This window comes from Rhizobium sp. AP16, from assembly GCF_000281735.1.
GTDB classification, from domain to species: Bacteria; Pseudomonadota; Alphaproteobacteria; order Rhizobiales; family Rhizobiaceae; genus Rhizobium; species Rhizobium rhizogenes.
Genome location: NZ_AJVM01000095.1, coordinates 15,031 through 32,051 on the forward strand (window position 1 = coordinate 15,031; position 17,021 = coordinate 32,051).

Annotated in this window: 16 protein-coding genes; 10 read left to right on the top strand and 6 right to left on the bottom strand. The window is 62.1% G+C overall.

The genetic code is table 11. The features are described from left to right. Window positions 1–62: 62 nt before the first annotated feature. Window positions 63–1,253: a winged helix-turn-helix domain-containing protein gene (locus PMI03_RS30350; RefSeq protein WP_012651050.1), complete on the bottom strand. Its 1,191-nt coding sequence runs from the start codon at window positions 1,251–1,253 to the stop codon at window positions 63–65. 108 nt (window positions 1,254–1,361) lie between these two features. Here PMI03_RS30350 and PMI03_RS30355 point away from each other — a divergent pair, with 108 nt between their 5' ends. From PMI03_RS30355 to PMI03_RS30365, 3 genes are read left to right on the top strand one after another with little or no spacing between them, the layout of a single operon-like run. Continuing rightward, window positions 1,362–2,039 carry an energy-coupling factor ABC transporter ATP-binding protein gene (locus tag PMI03_RS30355; RefSeq protein ID WP_007703668.1) on the top strand — a complete coding sequence of 226 codons (678 nt, stop codon included), beginning with the start codon at window positions 1,362–1,364 and terminating at the stop codon, window positions 2,037–2,039. Further along, window positions 2,039–2,641, top strand: coding sequence for an energy-coupling factor transporter transmembrane protein EcfT (locus PMI03_RS30360; protein WP_007703672.1), 603 nt, complete (start codon window positions 2,039–2,041; stop codon window positions 2,639–2,641). Before PMI03_RS30355 ends, PMI03_RS30360 begins: the two co-directional genes overlap by 1 nt. Before the next feature lie 28 nt (window positions 2,642–2,669). Further along, complete coding sequence (locus tag PMI03_RS30365; protein WP_007703675.1) at window positions 2,670–3,233, top strand: biotin transporter BioY; 564 nt, start codon at window positions 2,670–2,672, stop codon at window positions 3,231–3,233. A gap of 3 nt (window positions 3,234–3,236) precedes the next feature. On the opposite strand, the gene PMI03_RS30370 is transcribed toward PMI03_RS30365, so the two are convergent. Then, on the bottom strand, window positions 3,237–3,638 hold the full coding sequence (locus tag PMI03_RS30370) for a thioesterase family protein (RefSeq protein ID WP_012651048.1): 402 nt from the start codon (window positions 3,636–3,638) through the stop codon (window positions 3,237–3,239). Window positions 3,639–4,088: 450 nt separating this feature from the next. Here PMI03_RS30370 and PMI03_RS32070 point away from each other — a divergent pair, with 450 nt between their 5' ends. The 5 genes from PMI03_RS32070 to dxs all read left to right on the top strand — a co-directional run bounded on the left by PMI03_RS32070 (window position 4,089) and on the right by dxs (window position 8,698). After that, on the top strand, window positions 4,089–4,220 hold the full coding sequence (locus PMI03_RS32070; protein ID WP_161833884.1) for a hypothetical protein: 132 nt from the start codon (window positions 4,089–4,091) through the stop codon (window positions 4,218–4,220). Between the two features lie 242 nt (window positions 4,221–4,462). Continuing rightward, a complete protein-coding gene (locus tag PMI03_RS30375; RefSeq protein ID WP_007703698.1) occupies window positions 4,463–5,404 on the top strand; it encodes a histone deacetylase family protein in 942 nt (313 codons plus the stop codon). A 2-nt stretch (window positions 5,405–5,406) separates the two neighbouring features. Continuing rightward, entirely contained in the window at window positions 5,407–5,658 is a 252-nt protein-coding gene (locus PMI03_RS30380; protein WP_007703701.1) for an exodeoxyribonuclease VII small subunit, read from the top strand. A gap of 74 nt (window positions 5,659–5,732) precedes the next feature. After that, window positions 5,733–6,656, top strand: a complete 924-nt coding sequence (locus PMI03_RS30385; RefSeq protein WP_007703703.1) for a pirin family protein — start codon at window positions 5,733–5,735, stop codon at window positions 6,654–6,656. A 125-nt stretch (window positions 6,657–6,781) separates the two neighbouring features. Beyond that, window positions 6,782–8,698: a 1-deoxy-D-xylulose-5-phosphate synthase gene (gene dxs, locus PMI03_RS30390; RefSeq protein WP_007703705.1), complete on the top strand. Its 1,917-nt coding sequence runs from the start codon at window positions 6,782–6,784 to the stop codon at window positions 8,696–8,698. A gap of 55 nt (window positions 8,699–8,753) precedes the next feature. Here the strand turns inward: dxs and PMI03_RS30395 are convergent, their stop codons facing one another. Together PMI03_RS30395 and PMI03_RS30400 are read right to left on the bottom strand one after the other, a co-directional pair. After that, window positions 8,754–9,782, bottom strand: a complete 1,029-nt coding sequence (locus PMI03_RS30395) for a sensor domain-containing diguanylate cyclase (protein ID WP_007703707.1) — start codon at window positions 9,780–9,782, stop codon at window positions 8,754–8,756. Window positions 9,783–10,090: 308 nt separating this feature from the next. Continuing rightward, complete coding sequence (locus PMI03_RS30400; protein WP_007703710.1) at window positions 10,091–12,028, bottom strand: methyl-accepting chemotaxis protein; 1,938 nt, start codon at window positions 12,026–12,028, stop codon at window positions 10,091–10,093. Between the two features lie 339 nt (window positions 12,029–12,367). Between PMI03_RS30400 and PMI03_RS30405 the strand changes: the two genes are divergently transcribed. Then, entirely contained in the window at window positions 12,368–13,108 is a 741-nt protein-coding gene (locus tag PMI03_RS30405; protein WP_007703712.1) for a TlyA family RNA methyltransferase, read from the top strand. Continuing rightward, window positions 13,105–14,355, top strand: a complete 1,251-nt coding sequence (locus PMI03_RS30410) for a class I SAM-dependent RNA methyltransferase (protein WP_007703716.1) — start codon at window positions 13,105–13,107, stop codon at window positions 14,353–14,355. The genes PMI03_RS30405 and PMI03_RS30410 overlap by 4 nt, the downstream gene beginning before the upstream one ends. A 9-nt stretch (window positions 14,356–14,364) precedes the next feature. On the opposite strand, the gene PMI03_RS30415 is transcribed toward PMI03_RS30410, so the two are convergent. Together PMI03_RS30415 and PMI03_RS30420 are read right to left on the bottom strand one after the other, a co-directional pair. Then, window positions 14,365–15,117, bottom strand: a complete 753-nt coding sequence (locus PMI03_RS30415) for a crotonase/enoyl-CoA hydratase family protein (protein WP_007703718.1) — start codon at window positions 15,115–15,117, stop codon at window positions 14,365–14,367. A gap of 10 nt (window positions 15,118–15,127) precedes the next feature. Continuing rightward, window positions 15,128–16,906 (bottom strand): acyl-CoA dehydrogenase, encoded by a 1,779-nt coding sequence (locus PMI03_RS30420; protein WP_007703721.1) that lies wholly within the window; start codon window positions 16,904–16,906, stop codon window positions 15,128–15,130. Between the last annotated feature and the right edge of the window lie 115 nt (window positions 16,907–17,021).

The window sequence follows — 17,021 nt, forward strand, 5'->3', positions numbered from 1 at the left end:
CCACGCCCAGGGTCACCCCCACCCGCGCGCTCCGCGCGACCTCCCCCTCAAGGGAGAGGTAATTAACCCCGCCACCCCTCCAAAAACACCACCTTCTCAACCCCGGCAAAGCGCGCGACGCGCTCCAGTTCTGCCTCCAGCTTCTCCAGCCGGCCGGCAGACGCCTTTACGCCCGGTTCCAACCATAGGCGTTTGACATCAAGCGTTCCCGCCTTGCGGTCGGCTTTCATGTCGATCCGTCCAATCAGACGGTCTCCTTCCAGCAATGGGAAGACGTAATAACCATATTCCCGCTTCGGCTCCGGCACGAAGATTTCGATGCGATAGAAGAAACCGAAGAGGCGTTCGGTGCGGTTGCGGTCGCGTAGTGTCGGATCGAAGGGGCTGAGGACGCGGATGCGGGCAGGAGCCTCGGGGAAGCTGTCGAGTGTGGAAGAAAAATCGGCAAAGGCGAAAGAAGGGCGTGGCTTGCCGTCGCCCGCGGGCTCGATCAGCATTTCCGAGAGTTCGTCGCGATGCGCTTCCACCCAGACTTTCGCCTCCTGCGGCGTCACCAGGTTCCAGAAGGCGGCGATTTCGCCCGAGGTGGCGAAGCCCAGGCGCTGCAATGCTCCGCGGCAGGCCCAGTCGACGAATTCGTCGTGGCCGACCTCCGGTGTATGGACATGATCCGGCAGCACGCGCTCGACCAGATCGTAGACCTTCTGGAAGTTCGTGCGGCCGGCGATGGCGAATTTGCCGGTGCGCCAGAAATATTCGAGCGCCGTCTTGTTCGGATGCCAGTTCCACCAGCCGCCGGAGACATGGTTCTCCGCCTTGATCTCGCGGGCCATGATGGCGCCATTCTTCAGCACGCGCTCGTAGGTCTCCTCGAAGGCGGACTCGAACCCCTCACCGCGCCACTTGCGCCAGCGCTCGACCAGCGCCAATTCCTCACGGCGGAACCGGTGTTTCCAATAAACGAAGAAGGCGCTCGGCAGGATCGAGGCGTCGTGCGTCCAGTGTTCGAACAGCGCGCCGTCCTTTTCGAGCAGCTCGGTCAGATGTTCGCGCCGGTAAGTCTGGTTGCGCGAAAACAGGATCTGATGATGCGCCCGCTCGACGGTGCCGATGCTGTCGACCTGTACGAAGCCGATATCGTGGATGAGTTGCAGCAACCCCGCCTTGGTCAAGGCGCGGTTCGGTGGATTTGAAAGCCCCTGCTTGGCGAGAAAGACCCGGCGGGCGTCGCGATTGGAAAGCAGATTCGTCATGACCAGATCATAGGCATAAATTCCCATGCTTTCAAATAGGCGCTGATTTGATAATTCGCCATGATGGGCTATAGGACCGCAACACCACCACGGAATGGGACCAGCCGCTTGGATATCCGCTTCGACAATGCCGGCGTCGATTTCGGCACACGGGCAGCCCTTCTGCCGCTCAGCCTGACGCTCAGCGAAAAGCGCATCGGCGTGATCGGCTTGAACGGTTCCGGCAAGACGACATTCGCGCGGCTGATCAACGGGCTGACGAAGCCGACCGCCGGCCGCGTCACCGTCGATGGACTCGACACGCTCAGTGATGCCAAAGCTGTGCTCGGCAAGGTCGGCTATATCTTCCAGTCGCCGCAGAACCAGATCATCCTGCCGATCATCCGTGACGACATCGCCTTTGGCCTGAAGGCTCGCGGGCTTGGGAAAGCCGACATCGAGACGGCGGTTGATGGCATTCTCGACCGGTTCGGCGTGCGGCATCTGGCGGAACGGCGGGCGCACGAACTTTCGGGCGGCGAGTTGCAGATGGCCGCCCTCTGCTCCGTGCTCGTCACCGGGCCTGATATCCTCATTCTCGACGAGCCGACCAACCAGCTCGACCTGAAGAACCGGGCGCTGGTGCAGAAAACCATCGCCGGCCTGCCGGAAAGCGTCATCGTCATCAGCCATGACCTGCCGCTGGTCGAGGATTTCGACCGCGTGCTGCTGTTCGATCAGGGCCGCCTTGTCGTCGACGCACCGCCTGCCGAAGCCATCACCCGATACAGGGAGCTGGCCGCCTGATGCAGACACTGCATGTCGACGCCGACACATGGATGCACCGGATATCGCCGCGTCTGAAGCTTGGCGTATTGGCGGCGCTCGGCATCGTCCTGTTCCTGATCGACTCCATTGCGCTGCTCGCTATCGCCATCATCATTGGCGCCGCCCTCTACTTCCGCACCGGCCTGCCGGCGGGCGAAGCGTTGAGACGGCTGCGGCCGGTCCTTCTCTCCATCGCCGTCGTGGCGCTGTTCGGCCTGATCTTCAATCCGCTCCATGTCGCTGTTGTCACCGTGCTGCGGCTGGTCGCGCTGGTGCTGTTCGCGGCGACCGTCACGGCGACGACCTCGATCTCAGCCTTCATGGACGAAATCACTGCGCTTGCCGCTCCCCTCGAAAGGCTCGGTCTTTTGAAGGCCGCCGATATCGGCCTTGCGGTCGGCCTGGTCGTCCGCTTCGTGCCTGAAATTCTCGACCGCTACCGCGCCATCCGCGAGGCGCATGAGGCGCGCGGGATCAAGATCCGCATCGCCACGACGCTCGTGCCGCTGATCATCCTGACCTTGCGTGATGCCGATAATATCGCGGCTGCGATTGACGCCCGCGGCATTCGGCGGCATTGAACAGAGATTGTTTTTGAATGGAGCCGTCATGACGACCCGCGACCTCGTTCTCTCCGCGCTTTTTGCCGCCATCATCGTGGCGCTCGGCCTGCTGCCGCCGATCTCGATCGGCCTCATTCCTGTGCCGATCACCGCGCAGTCGCTCGGCGTCATGCTGGCGGGCGTGGTGCTCGGCGCAAAACGCGGCGCGATCGCGGTGCTGATCGTCGTGGTGCTGGTCTCGATCGGCCTGCCGGTACTGTCGGGCGGTCGTGGCGGGCTTTCCGTCTTCGCAGGGCCGACGGCCGGCTTCTTCATCGGCTGGACCTTTGCCGCCTACATCACCGGCTATCTCTCCGAACGATTGGTCAAGGCCGAGCAGACCGGCATCGCCCAGGGCATTGGCTTCTTTATAGCCTCGGTGATCGGTGGCGTTATCGTCCTCTATGCCTTTGGCATCGGCTGGCTGGCCCTCGTGGCCAATATCGACTTCGGCAAGGCATTCTTCGGGTCGATGGCCTTCGTGCCCGGCGATCTCGCCAAGGCAGTGGTCGCCGCTCTCGTCGGCCGCGCCGTCATGGCCGGTTATCCGCTGCTGCCGCAGCGGACCTGATCCTTAATCAAGATACTTATAGAGCCAGTCGCGGGTGTCTTCAGGCAGCGGGACTGGCTCATACTGCTCGCCGCGCACAGCAAGCCAAAGGATCTCCACCTCGGCGGCCAGCTCTTGACCGGTTTCGACCATGATCTTGAAGCCGATGGACTTGCCGCCGATCTTGCTGACCCGGACCGAAAAACGGGCGAGATCGTCATGGCGCAGCGCCCGATGCAGCGAGCAGGAGGCCTTGGTGGCGATATAGGCCGGCTCGTCGTCGACCAGCGGCCGTGTTCGCCAGAAATTCGACAGGGCGGTTTCCGCCTCCGAGATGTAGGAGGCGATGAACATCCGCCCATGCCTGTCGACATCGCGGGGTGCTACCCGCATCTCGACGACATCGGATCGTTCTGCACTTGTCATCACGAAAAGACCTTGGCCGGCGCTCCCCGCACCTGATGGAAAGCTTAACACTGCGCCCCGCGAAGTAAACGGGAGCCGGCGGAATTGATCGGGATGACTGCACCCGATCCGAAGCTCTCTTCTGGCACGACTTTACGACAGTCTTGCAGGCGCAAAAGCATCGCGCTTGCGGCCATCTCCGCCGATGACGTTCCGCCGAACGCGACCCAACCTCCACAATCATGAGCCGTAAAAATAAAGCAGAATCAACTCCTTGAGACGTTGTGCGCGGGAAATGAAGCTACTTATATTTCCAAGTAAGCATATGTTTTTATGAGAAAACAGACAGGCAATTGGAGATGATACCATGACCAAAGACCAGATTTTCGACACCCTCGAACGCTCTGCCCAGCAAATCGTTCCCGACTTGGGTGGCTCTGTCCAACGCACCGATTCATTTGACGCTCTGGTATCAATTCGCTCGATCTGGCCGAGATCGTCATTGCCACACTGGATAAGTTGCAGCTGGATATCCCCCTCAATGAACTAGCCGGGGCGAAGACCTTCGGCGAACTCGCAGACACCATCCATGCGAAATCCTGATCGACCGCATTGATCGTCCGTGACGTGGGTGTCGTATCGGCCCTGGGATAGGGTCAAACGGCGCCCTGCATCGGGGCGACGGTTGGCAGCGGAAGCCGCAGTCGCAACACCAAAATTCCCCAATCGCACGTATTCGTCTCGACCAATCCGTCAACACGGCCTGCGCAACATGCTGTGTTGACATTGCGGTGATATAGTCCATGTGCAGTAGCACCGTCATATCTCACCTATAGATTGGTTTCATGAGCACACGTCTTTACGAACATCCGATCTTTCTTGAGCACATCGTCCCGCCGGGTCATCCGGAGCGGCCGGACCGGCTGCGGTCGCTGAATATCGCGCTCGAGCATCCGAATTTCGACCGGCTGGACCGGCGCAAGGCGCCGCCCGCGCATGAGGATGCCATGCTGCTCGCCCATTCCGAGGAGCATCTGGAGTTCGTCCTGCGCTCGATGCCCGACAAGGGCGACGAGGGTGAGATCAACCAGCTCGAAGCCGACACCTATGCCAGCCCGAAGACGTTGCAGGCGATCATGCATGGCGTCGGTGGCGCGATGGCGGCGGTCGATGACGTGTTCTCAGGCGCCGCCGACAATGTCTTCGTCGCGGCCCGACCGCCCGGCCACCATGCCGAGAAGAACAAGGCCATGGGCTTCTGTTTCTTCAACAATGCCGCGATTGCCGCCCGCCATGCGCAAAAGGCCTATGGGGCCGAGCGTGTCGCCATCGTCGATTGGGACGTGCATCACGGCAACGGTACGCAGGACATCTTCTGGGACGATCCGTCCGTGCTCTTCTGTTCCACCCACCAGATGCCGCTCTACCCCGGCAGCGGCAAGAAGGACGACCGAGGCGCGCATAACACCATCGTCAACGCGCCGTTGTCGCCGAACACCGGCGGCGATCATTTCCGCGAGGCGTTCAAATCGCGCGTGCTGCCGGCGCTCGATGATTTCCGCCCCGACCTCATCATCATCTCCGCCGGTTTCGACGCCCATCACCGCGACCCGCTGGCGCAACTGAACCTCACCGGCGAGGATTTCGACTGGGCGACCGGGCGGATTCTGGAGGCCGCCGATCGCAGCGCCAAGAACCGGGTCGTCAGCCTGCTCGAAGGCGGCTATGATCTGGAAGGTCTGGCCGAGTCGGCCGGGCTGCATATTCTGCGCATGATGAAGGGTTGACGATGAGCGAAAGCGCCAAATTGGATGTGTCCGACTATTCCTTTGAAAAGGCAGTGGCGGAGCTCGAAAGCATCGTTGCGCGCCTGGAACGCGGCGACGTGGCACTGGACGAATCTATCGCCATCTACGAGCGCGGCGAAGCGCTGAAGAAGCATTGCGAAACGCTGCTCTCGGCGGCGGAGAACCGGATCGAAAAGATCAGGCTCGACCGCGCCGGCAAGCCACAAGGCACCGAGCCGCTGGACGGGCAGTGAGGCGAAGCGTGGGAAAATTTGAGTTTCCCGCCTATTCCCGGTAGGTTGCGCTTCAACCGAATGGAGCGCCCGCCATGTCCTTCTTTCCCGGAAAAGATCCGCAGCCTGGCGATGCCTTTGCCTGCGATGCGATCGAGCATCTCATCATTCCGCGCACCAGCGATATTGGCGGCTTTTCCGTGCGGCGCGCGTTGCCGAGCAGCCGGCGGCGGCTCGTCGGGCCATTCATCTTTTTCGACCGCATGGGACCGGCGGTGCTGCGTCCCGGCGAGGCGCTGGATGTCCGGCCGCATCCGCATATCGGGCTCTCCACCGTCACCTATCTTTTCGACGGTGAAATCCGCCACATGGACAGCCTCGGCACGGAAAAGGTCATCCGTCCCGGCGATATCAACCTGATGACAGCCGGGCGCGGCATCGTGCATTCGGAGCGCACGCCGGACAATCTGCGCGGCCATCCGCTGGCAATGTCCGGGCTTCAGACCTGGCTGGCGCTTCCCGACGACAAGGAAGAGATCGATCCGGCCTTTACCCATACGGAAAAGACCGACCTGCCGCTGATCAATGACGGTGGCGCAACCGGGCGCGTGGTGATCGGCAGCTTCGAGGGCGTCACCTCGCCCGTGACGGTGTTTTCGGACACGCTTTATGTCGATCTTCAGCTCCGGCCCGGCGCAAAGTTTCCTTTTGCGGCGGGCCATGAGGAGCGCGCGGTCTATATTCTCTCCGGCTCGCTCGTCGTCGCTGGCGATCGTTTCGAGCAGGATCAACTCCTGATATTTCGTCCCGGCGACGCCATAACGCTGGAAGCGTCCGAAAAAGACTGTCATTTGATGCTTTTTGGTGGTGCGGCGCTCAATTCGAAGCGCTATATCTGGTGGAATTTCGTATCGTCTTCCAAGGAGCGCATCGAAAAGGCAAAGGAAGAATGGCGCACCGGTCGTTTCGATATCGTACCGGGAGACGAGGAAGAGTTCATTCCCTTGCCGGAGAGCTAACGGGTTCATAACAGTGCCAAATGTTTCTTGTTCGGCCACTCCTTGAATTCGTCGGCTTTCGTCGCAATTTGTTTTGACGCAAAGGCGGGCCGCCGCCCAAGAATAGCAAGAAAGAGGCTCCAGCCTTGACACACATGCCAGAGACGCCCCTGCTGGATCAGGTCCATTATCCCTCCGACCTGCGAAAGCTGGAGGACCGGGATCTGCCGCAACTCGCCCGCGAAGTCCGCGACGAGATGATCGATGCGGTATCGCGCACCGGCGGACATCTCGGCGCCGGTCTCGGCGTCGTTGAACTGACCATCGCTATCCACAACGTCTTCGACACGCCGAACGACCGCTTGATCTTCGACGTCGGTCATCAATGTTATCCGCACAAGATCCTGACCGGCCGGCGCGACCGTATCCGCACGCTGCGCCAGGAAGGCGGAATTTCCGGTTTTACTCGCAGGGCGGAGAGCGAATACGATCCCTTCGGTGCAGCGCATTCGTCCACGTCGATTTCCGCCGGTCTCGGCATGGCGGTTGCCGCCGATCTCGACAAGACCGACCGCCGCGTCATTGCCGTCATCGGCGATGGGGCGATGTCGGCCGGCATGGCCTATGAGGCGCTCAACAATGCCGGCGCGCTCGACGCCCGGCTGATCGTCATCCTCAACGACAACGATATGTCGATCGCCCCGCCGACGGGCGCCATGAGCGCCTATCTCGCGCGCCTTGCCTCCGGCCGGACCTATATGGGCTTCCGTGATCTCGGCAAGAAGCTGACCGCCTATCTCGGCAAGAATGTCGACCGCGCGATTACCCGCGCCGTCGAACATGCGCGGGGTTATGTCACCGGCGGGACGATGTTCGAGGAGATGGGTTTCTACCATATCGGCCCGATCGACGGTCATTCCTTCGACCATCTGCTGCCTGTTCTGCGCAATGTTCGCGACAATGCGCAGGGTCCGGTGCTGATCCATGTCGTCACGCAAAAGGGCAAGGGCTATGCCCCTGCCGAAGCGGCGGCCGACAAGTATCACGGCGTCAACAAGTTCGACGTCATCACCGGCGCGCAGGCCAAGGTGAAGCCGAATGCCCCGAGCTACACCAGCGTCTTTGCCGATGCCCTGGTGCAGGAAGCGACGTTCGACGACAAGATCGTCGGCATCACCGCCGCCATGCCGAGCGGCACCGGCCTCGACAAGCTGCAGGAAGTTTTCCCCAAGCGCTGTTTCGATGTCGGCATTGCCGAGCAGCATGCCGTGACCTTTGCCGCAGGTCTTGCCGCCGAGGGCTTCAAGCCCTTTGCCGCGCTCTATTCGACCTTCCTGCAGCGCGCCTACGACCAGGTTGTGCATGATGTGGCGATCCAGGGCCTGCCGGTCCGCTTCCCAATCGATCGTGCCGGTTTCGTCGGCGCCGACGGGCCGACGCATGCCGGCTCCTTCGACACAACCTTTCTCGCTACCCTGCCCGGCTTCGTCGTCATGGCGGCCGCCGACGAGGCGGAGCTGAAACATATGGTGCGTACGGCCGCCGCCTATGATCTCGGTCCGATCTCCTTCCGCTATCCACGCGGTGAAGGTGTCGGCATCGAGATGCCGGAACGCGGGCAGATTCTCGAGATCGGCAAGGGCCGTATCGTCAAGCAGGGCTCGAAAGTGGCGCTGCTGTCCTTTGGGACACGTCTCGCTGACAGCCTGGCCGCCGCCGAAGACCTCGACGCCGCCGGCCTGCCGACCACCGTTGCCGACGCCCGTTTCGCCAAGCCGCTCGACCACGATCTCATCCGCCAGCTCGCCAGCCACCATGAGGTGCTGATCACCATCGAGGAAGGCTCGGTCGGCGGCTTCGGCAGCCAGGTTATGCAGTTCCTCGCCAGCGAGGGCCTGCTCGACAACGGCCTGAAGATCCGCACGCTGGTCATGCCCGACATCTGGGTGGAACAGGCCAAGCCCGAAGTCATGAACGCCATGGCCGGCCTCGACCGCGCCGGCATCGTTCAGACGGTGTTCAAGGCGCTGGGACGCAGCCTGATCGTTGGGGCTGCTGGATAGGAATCGGTTCTGCATTGCCGAACCAACCAATCCGCCGGATTTCCTGTTCGTCGCATCAGGGCGCGAAGACTGCAAAGCGGTCTCGGCCCGCTCCCTTTGCCCGATAGAGCGCGCTATCTACGTTCTTTAGCAGCTCCGTTCGCGTCGTGCCGTCCTGCGGCGCGATCGCAGCGCCGACGCTGAGCCGTGCGACAACGGATTTGCCCTCAATCTCGAAAGGCACACGGAAAGCGGAAAGCAGCCGCTCCGACATCGAGACCAGGGCACTCGCGTCGGGAGGATCGGGAACGAATATCGCGAATTCGTCTCCGCCCATGCGGACAACGATATCGTCGGCGCGAACAACCGAGCGAATGCGCCGGGCGGCTTCGCACAGAACCTCGTCACCGACGTGATGGCCGAGGCTATCATTGATAGCCTTGAAACCGTCCATGTCGAGATAGAGAGCACCAAAACCCCGCCCCACGGCGACTGCGGCATTGAGCGCATCGTCGACAACCGAAACCAGCGCCGATCGATTGAAAAAGAGGGTCAAAGGATCGGTCATCGCCGCGGTGCGAAGGCCGCTCGTGGCGATCCCCATCATCAGATTTGTCTTTTGAAGACGCAGAAGCGCACTTGCCACCTGCGCAAAACGCGCGAGGTTCTCCGATTCATCCTTGGAAAACTGCCGGGGCTTGTGATCGAGAATACAGAGAGCGCCAACGGCAAGCCCTCCCTCCAGCCGCACCGGGGCTCCCGCGTAGAAGCGGAAATGCGGCTCGCCGGTGACATAGGGCATGGCTTTCAGTTCGGGATCCTCAGCCAGATCGGGGATGACCAGCAGCTCGTCCTCGAAAACCACCCGCGTGCAGATCGACATTCCACGCGAACATTCGGCAATCTTCAGTCCCGCCTGGCCGGCGATCCGCTGCCAATCCTCGTCGATGATATTGATTGCCGCATAGGGCGAGCCGAAAATGCCCTTGGCAAGTTCGGCCAGGACTGAAAGTTCGGGCGTCGGACTGCTGTGAATGGAATTCAGGGAGCGGACAGCCAATAACCTCTGGGGTTCATTGACCGGAATTCGGACGACCTGTCCCATTCTTTTCTCCATCGCTGATCATGCTGTGATGTAGAAAAGAATGGTTCGGCGAACAGCGCAAGCCCGAAGTTATGAACGCCATTACCAGCCTCGACCATGGCGGCATCGTCGAGACGGTGTTCAAGGCATTGGGGCGTAGCCGGATCGTTGGGACTGCCGGGTAGGTTTACCTCCCCCTTGAGGGGAGAGGTTGCTGCAAAGCGGCGGGTGGGGGTGATTTCCCGCGAAACGAGACTTCGGCGTATGCCGTCGTCACCCCACCCTGGCACGCCCGTGCCGACCCTCCCCATCAAGGGGAGGGTGATAGATCAGAACTCTTCCCACTCATCCTGAGCAGCAGCTGCTGCGGTTGCCTTGCCGCCGAAAGCCTTGGCGACGGTGCGGCCGAGCGCACGCGCCGGCGAAACCGTGGGCCTCGACTGCGTCGACGCGGCCACCGGGCGTTTGGCTTCGGCCGGCCGGCCGCTCAGGCGGAACTGATGCAGCAGATCGTTCAGCGCTGATGCCTCACGGGCAAGCGAATGGCTGGCAGCCGTCTGCTCCTCGACCATGGCGGCATTCTGCTGCGTGCCCTGGTCCATGTTGTTGACGGCGGTGTTGATCTCCTGCAGGCCGATCGACTGTTCGCGGGTGGCGGTGACGATCGCTCCGACGTGGCGGTTGATTTCCTGCACTTCGGAGACGATCAGTTCCAACGCCTTGCCGGTCTCTCCGACCAGGGAGACACCGGTGTTGACCTGATCGCTCGAGGTGGTGATCAGCGCCTTGATCTCCTTGGCGGCGTTGGCGGAACGCTGCGCCAGCTCGCGCACTTCCTGGGCGACGACGGCAAAACCCTTGCCCGCATCCCCGGCGCGGGCAGCTTCGACGCCGGCATTCAGCGCCAGCAGGTTGGTCTGGAACGCGATGTCGTCGATGACGCTGATGATGTTGCTGATCTCGCCCGAGGATTTTTCGATCTGCTGCATGGCGGAAACCGCCTTGCGCACCACGTCTCCGGACTTTTCGGCGCCCAACCGCGCACGCTCGACCAGATGGCCGACATCCTCGGCACGCTTGGCCGAATCGCGAACCGTCGTCGTCACTTCTTCGAGGGCGGCGGCGGTCTCTTCGACGGCGGCAGCTTGCTGTTCAGTGCGGCGAGCAAGGTCGTCAGCGGCTGAGCGGATTTCACCGGCGCCAGCATTGATCGCCGATGCGTTGCTGCCGACCGACTGCAGAGCCGCTTCCAGCTTCTCAACCGCATTGTTGAAATCGGCACGAACGCCATCGAACTGCGGCGCGAAGGCGCGGTCGAGACGTGCAGCGATATCGCCGGCGGCAAGTCCGGCAAGTCCATCGGCCAAGGCGCCCATGGCAAAGCGGAGTTCATCGTCTTCACGCGCCTTCTGCTCATCGCTCATCTGGCGCTGGCGCTCGGCATCGCCGCGCATGCGCTCGGTCTCGCCAGCAAGACGCAGTTTCTCAACCGCCGCTTCCTTGAAGACGACAACCGCATCGGCCATACGACCAACTTCATCGCCGCGACCGATGGCCGGGACGTCGATGGCGTGCTCACCGCCGGCAAGCCGACCCATGGCAGCGGTCATGCCGACGATCGGGCGGACGATGGTGCGCGACAGCAGCCAGGCCAGCACGGCAGCGGCAAGCGAAGCCACGATGCCGCCGACGATCAGCGTCAGGCGCAAGTCGGCATTGGCGTCGTCCTGAATGGCCGCCAGCTCGCCGGCCTTGGTACGTGCGGCCTGCTTGATCTTGCCCGCAGCCTCGCGGAAGCCATCAAGCTGGCCCTTGGTCTCGTTCTGGCCGATCTTGACGATCTGGTCGAGCGGCATCTCGGTTTCCTTGCGGGCCTTCGACTGCGGCTCGGCAAGCTGATGGAAATAGAGGTCCGCCGCCTTCTGCATGCTGCCGATGGACTGCAGCAGGTCCGGCGCGTCGGCCGCAACCACCTTGGCTGCGTCGATGCTCTTCAGCATGCGGTCGCGATTTTCGAAGATACCGCCATAGGTGCTATCGCTGCGCAACAACAGGAAGCCACGCAGATTGACAGCCTGCTCCAGCATGGCCTGCAAGGAATCGTCGATCAGATTGACGAGCTGCTGCGACTTGTCCTGTTCGGCGGCAGCCCCGGCGGATACCTCTTCCTTGGTGTAAACGAATGCGCAGACACCAGCGAAAATAGCGATAAGAGCGGCAAAGGTGATGGCAAGCTTGCCATTCAAAGAAAGGTTCTTCGCAAACATGGGCGAGCGCCTCCTTGAGCGCCGGTCCTGGCAAGCATCGACGACCCCACGGAGAAGCACGCGGCCGGATGCTCGAAAATTCAGGGAAGAGGCATGATTGGGCGCAAAGGGCGCAAAGCCGTCATGGCAGGCGATCGTTCCCGAACCGGACGATCGCAATCACAAGCATAGTTAGACGCCGCGGCTTTAAATTCATTTAATTTTGCGGGATGCAAGAGACGAAACGGAAACCCTATTCCACCGCGCCATATCGAGGATCAGTATAGCGTCTACGTCTACATTTGCCGCCATCAGCACAAAACGCTTGCAACCTCGCCCATTGCCCTGCATGGACTGCCCATGTCCGAACCACAACGTCTAGACCAACTTCTTGTCGCCCTCTCGCTTTTCGCCAGCCGATCGCGGGCGCGCGACGCCATTCAACGCGGCACTGTGACCGTCGGCGGCACGGTTGTGACCAAGCCGGGCTCACTGTTTACCGAAGATGTCGAAATCGCGATTAACGATCCAGCGCAGGATTACGTCTCGCGCGCGGCGCTGAAACTGGTGGCGGCGCTCGATCATTTCGAGCTCGACCCCAAGGGACAACACTGTCTCGATGTCGGCGCGTCGACCGGTGGCTTTACCGAGGTGCTGCTGCTGCGGGGCGCCGAGCACGTCACTGCGATCGACGTCGGCCATGGACAGATGCATCCGCGCATATCGGCCGATCCGCGCGTGACCAGTATGGAGGGGCTGAACGCCCGTAACCTGACGGCTGAGGATATCGGCAAGCCCTTCACATTCCTTGTCTCGGATGTCTCCTTCATCTCGCTGAAACTGGCGGTGGCGCCGGCGCTTGAACTCGCCGAGCCGGGTTCGAGCGCGGCTCTATTGGTGAAGCCGCAGTTCGAGGCCGGACGCGATGCGGTCGGCAAGGCTGGCCTGCTGAAGGATCCCTCGTCTGCTCCGGCCGTTGCGGCGGAGCTGGAACGCTGGCTTGTCGAGGATATGGGCTGGCGCAGCCTCGGCCTTATCCCCTCGCCGATCGCGGGTGGCGACGGCAACAACGAATTTCTTCTTGCAGGGATCAAGCCATGAGCACCGAAACCGTCACCATCCAGAAGCTCGGCGCCCAAGGCGACGGCATTGTGCAAGGCGCGGACGGACCGATCTACGTGCCCTTCGCTCTGCCCGGCGAGACTGTCGCCATTGCTCGAGTGAAGAGCGAAGGCACGCTGATGTCGATTGCGTCGGCTTCGCCCGACCGCCGGGAGCCGCACTGTCGGCACTTCGGCCCGGATGGGGTCAACGGCACCTGCGGCGGCTGTACGCTGCAACACTATGCCGATGCGCCCTACCGCGCCTTCAAACGCCAGCTGGTGATCGACGCGCTGCGTTCCAAGGGGCTGACGCCCGAGGTCGACGACCTCATTGCAGCCCACCCCGGTGAGCGCCGGCGTGTCGTCTTTGCCGCGCGCAAGACCGAGAAGGACATGCTGATCGGCTTCAATCAGGCCGAAAGCCACCACATCGTCGCCATCGAAGAATGTCCCATCGCGTCGCCCGGCATCATGGCGCAACTTCCGGCGATCAGGGCTGTCGGCGCGGCGCTTGCCATCAATGCCGAGGCATTCCGCATCTCCGTGCTCGAAACGCTCACCGGCCTCGATCTGGCCGTCGATGGTATCAAGGGCCTCTCCGACAAGCACCGGCGCAGCGCCATCGAGACCGTACTTGCCCTTCGCGGCGTTGGCCGTGTTTCGCTGAATGGCGAAGTCCTGGTCGAAACGACGAAGCCGATAATTGATTTCAGCGGCGTGCAGATCTCACCGCCATCGGGCGCCTTCACCCAGGCGACGAAGGCCGCCGAAGAGGCGATGGTCGAGCTGGTCGCCACGCATATCGGCAAGGCAAAGCGCATCGCCGATCTCTTCGCCGGTAGCGGCACCTTCTCGCTGCGCCTGGCGCGCATCGGTCGCGTCCACGCCGTCGAAAGCGAGGAAAAGGCCCTGGCAGCCCTCGACCACGCTGCCCGCAACACGCAAGGGCTGAAGCCGGTCTCGATCGAACGCCGCGATCTCTTTCGCCGGCCGCTGATGGCGCAGGAGTTGAAGAACTACGACGCCGTCATCTTCGACCCACCCCGCGCCGGCGCGGAGTTCCAGACCAAGGAACTGGCTCGCTCCGTCGTCAAAAAAATCGTCGCCATCTCCTGCAATCCGCTGACACTGGCGCGCGACCTCGCCATCCTGACGGAGGCCGGCTATCGGATCACGAAGGTAACCCCGATCGACCAGTTTCTCTGGACCTCGCATGTCGAGGTGGTGGTGGCACTGGAGAAGTGAGGCTCCGCCTCAACGCTTCATAAACGCCTCGAACGCCGCCCTCGCCTCCGCGCTCTTCAGTTGTGCCGCAAAGAGTGTTGCCTCCTCGTCGATGCGGGCGAGAACGTCCGCTGTCGAGCCTCGGATCAGGTTGCGTGCGATCCGCAGCGCCTCGGGCGGTTTGGCGGCAAGCCTGGTGGCGAGCGACAGGGTTTCGGCTTCCAGCGCATCCGGCGTCGTCACCTTCCAGATCAGGCCTGCATCCTTTGCATCCGCAGCGGAAAGACCTTCGCCGAGCGCAAGCAGGGCAAAGGCGCGCTGGTGGCCCATCAGGCGCGGGGCGAGCAGGCTGGAGGCGGCTTCCGGCACAAGGGCGAGATCGACGAAGGGCGTCTTGAACAGGCTGCGATCGGAGGCGACGGTCAGGTCGCAATGCATGTGGATGGTCGTGCCGATGCCGATCGCCAGGCCGTCGACGCCGGAGACGATGGGCTTTTTTGCCGTGGCAAGCGCGCCCAGGAAATCCAGCACTTCTCGGCCCATGCTGCCGCCCATGGCGAAGGCCAGGAAATCGCCCATGTCGTTGCCGGCGGAGAAGCAGCCTTCGGTGCCGAGAAAGGCGGTGACGCGGATATCCGGATCCTCATTCGCCGCCTGCAGCGCGTCCGTCATCGTCTGATACATGACGCGGGTAATCGCATTTTTCTTTTCCGGCCGATTGAAGCGGATGACCTGCACATGCGGTGCGGTCTCAGGGCGCTGAATCAGGATATGGTCGGTCAAATGTTTGTCCTCAGGCAAGAGCGATGCGTGCGGCTTCAAGACTGGAAGCGCCGGTCACGACGCGATCGGTGAGCGCGGCGGTTTCGGCCAGCATGTTTTCGGCGGCGAAGCGGCAGAGCGCGATGCGCTTTTCGCTGTCGCCATCCGCGATATCCACCAAGCCGCCCTTGGCGAGATAGCATCCCGTCAAGACGAGGCCGAAGAGCCGCTGATAGGGCGTAGCCCCCGCCAAAGCCTCGGCCACATGGCCCTCTGCCTGCTGTGCCAGCAGCCATTCGCTTGCCGTTTCAAGATCGGTGATGGCGGCATTGAGCCGGTCGGCCGTCTGCCCGAAACCGTCGAGATTGGATTTGGCGACGGCATCGGCGATCCCGCGCAATTCGGTGATGAAACCACGCACCTGGTCGCCGTTACTGATGGTCAGCTTGCGCGTGACGAGGTCGATCGCCTGGATGCCGTTGGTGCCTTCGTAGATAGGCGCGATGCGGGCGTCGCGCAGCAGGCGGGCAGCGCCGGTCTCCTCGATGAAGCCCATGCCGCCATGCACCTGGATGCCGAGCGAGGCAACGTCGACACCGGCATCGGTGGAGAAGGACTTGGCGATCGGCGTCAGCAGCGCGGCACGCTCCTGCCAATAGCGCGCCTTCCCGGCATCGCGGTGCGACATGTCGATCGCCTCGGCGCAGGCATAGCAGATGGCCCGCGAGCCTTGCGTCAGTGCCTTCATCGTCAGCAGCATGCGGGCGATGTCGGGATGTTCGATGATCGGGCTCATGCCGAAAGCTGTCGTGCCCGGCGCCCTGCCCTGCGTACGCTCTTTTGCGTAAGCAATGGCCTTCTGCGTCGCGGCCTCGGCAATCGCCACGCCCTGAATGCCGACGGCAAGGCGGGCGTTGTTCATCATGGTGAACATGCAGGCGAGACCCTTGTTCTCTTCGCCAACGAGCCAGGCAACCGCGCCCCTCTCATCCCCGTATTTGCCGTCGCCATAGATCATTGTGCAGGTCGGCGAGCCGTGGATGCCGAGCTTATGTTCCAGCGAATGGGCGAAATAGTCGTTGCGGGCGCCAAGCGATCCGTCGTCATTGACCAGGAATTTCGGCACGAGGAACAGCGAAATGCCACGAGTGCCGGCCGGCGCATCCGGAATGCGGGCGAGTACGAAATGAATGATGTTCTCGGCGGCCTCGTGGTCGCCCCAGGTGATGAAGATCTTCTGGCCGAAGAGGCGATAGGTGCCATCGTTGTGGCGGTCAGCGCGGGTGCGCAGCGCACCGACATCGGAGCCGGCATGCGGCTCGGTCAGGTTCATGGTGCCGGCCCATTCGCCAGTCACCAGTTTTGCAAGATATTTGCTCTTGAGGTCTGCGCTACCGTGGGCAACCAGTGCCTCGACGGCGCCCATTGTCAGCGTCGGCGCGAGACCGAAAGCCATGGAGGCAGAATTCCACATTTCCAGCGTCGCGACATTGAGCATGTGCGGCAGGCCCTGTCCGCCATACTCTTCCGGCGCGGTCAGTCCGTTCCAACCGCCAGCGATCCAGTCGCGATAGAGTTTTTCCCAGCCATCGGGCAACACCACCTTGCCGTCGACAAGCCTGGCGCCCTGCCGGTCGCCGATCTCGGCCAGCGGTTCCATCTCGTCGCCGGCGAAACGGCCGGCCTCGGTCAGGATGGCATCGAGGACATCGCCGCTCAGGTCGCCGAGACGCCCCTCCTCCATGGCCTGGCCCATGCCGGTGACATGCTTCAGCGTGAATGCGATTTCTTCGACAGGCGCCTTGTACATGGTATCTCCTCCGCAGTGATGATGCCGACAGTCTACCTCACCCAGACCATCAGCCGCTTGTTGCCTATTGCTAATTGATTTTTACGTAAGCGTCAATTTTAGGAAACGGATGTTG